The organism is Actinospica acidithermotolerans (assembly GCF_018139625.1).
In the GTDB taxonomy this organism is placed as follows: Bacteria; Actinomycetota; Actinomycetes; order Streptomycetales; family Catenulisporaceae; genus Actinospica; species Actinospica acidithermotolerans.
The window spans coordinates 1-456 of the sequence record NZ_JAGSOH010000348.1 but is presented as its reverse complement, the minus strand read 5'-3'; the positions used below and the strand labels follow the sequence as shown (position 1 = coordinate 456).

Genomic DNA, 456 nt, shown 5'->3' with positions numbered 1-456 from the left:
AAACAAACCATTACCAGTTGAACACCAAGTGTTGATTATTTATGCATTAACAAAAGGATATTTAGATGATATTCCAGTTGTAGATATCACACGTTTTGAAGACGAGTTAAACCACTGGGCAGAATCAAATGCTACTGAACTGTTAAATGAAATCAGAGAAACTGGTGGCTTACCAGATGCTGAGAAGTTTGACACAGCAATTAACGAATTCAAAAAAAGCTTTAGCAAATCTGAATAATAAACAAGTTTAGTATAAGGTGGTGAGATAGTGGCTTCTCTTAAAGAAATAGATACTCGAATAAAATCAACCAAAAAAATGAAGCAAATTACGAAAGCGATGAACATGGTATCAAGTTCAAAACTTCGTAGAGCTGAAAAAAATACAAAACAATTCACACCATATATGGATAAAATGCAAGATGCAATTACTGCAGTTGCAGGGGCAAGTAGCAATAC

Annotated in this window: 1 protein-coding gene and 1 pseudogene; both read left to right on the top strand. The window is 33.8% G+C overall.

Features of this window, described 5'->3' with window-relative positions; all coding sequences use genetic code 11:
- Positions 1-238 (top strand): annotated as a pseudogene (locus KDK95_RS38940) (F0F1 ATP synthase subunit alpha); the annotation flags it as partial.
- 30 nt (positions 239-268) lie between these two features.
- A partial coding sequence (locus KDK95_RS38935) for a F0F1 ATP synthase subunit gamma (protein WP_212522647.1) occupies positions 269-456 on the top strand: 188 nt, incomplete at its 3' end.